At 30.9% G+C, this 582-nt stretch carries 1 protein-coding gene; it reads right to left on the bottom strand.

What is annotated here, in order from left to right:
- Positions 1-25: 25 nt before the first annotated feature.
- Positions 26-582: UDP binding domain-containing protein (locus tag SB717_RS33425; protein ID WP_410907091.1), on the bottom strand; the 557-nt coding region annotated here is incomplete at its 5' end.

The raw sequence follows: 582 nt of genomic DNA on the forward strand, positions 1-582 counted from the left end.
TAACCAACCATTTGCAATTAGTTCATTATACTCTTATGCTTGATAAACTTCTTAGTTCATATAGATTATTAAAATTGTAATAAGAAATTTGTTTACTGCTTATATTCATACAATTACGTGTATCAAATATAATAGCCTTTCTTGCGTTATCAATAATGACTTGTTCATCTATTTGTTTAAACTCATTATGGTCTGTTAGTACTAAAATACATTCTGCATTTTTTACAGCATTCTCTAGACTATATAAATTAAAATGGACCTGATTTTCATGAACATGAGGATCATGTACAGCAACTTCATAACCCTGTTCTTTAAGTAAATCTACAATTGTCATAGCTGGACTTTCTCTGACATCATCGATATTACCTTTATATGTAATTCCTAAAACTGCAACTTTTGCATTTTTATCTGGAATAATTTTTGCTAATTGCTCCACAACAAATACAGGCATAGAATTATTTATAAAGCGCGCATTAGAAATTAATTGAGACTCTTCGGGTGCCTTTTCAATAATAAAATACGGGTCCACTGCTAAACAATGTCCTCCAACCCCTGGTCCTGGAAGATGTAAATTTACTCGAG

Source organism: Priestia sp. SIMBA_032 (assembly GCF_046535215.1).
Lineage (GTDB): Bacteria > Bacillota > Bacilli > Bacillales > Bacillaceae_H > Priestia > Priestia aryabhattai.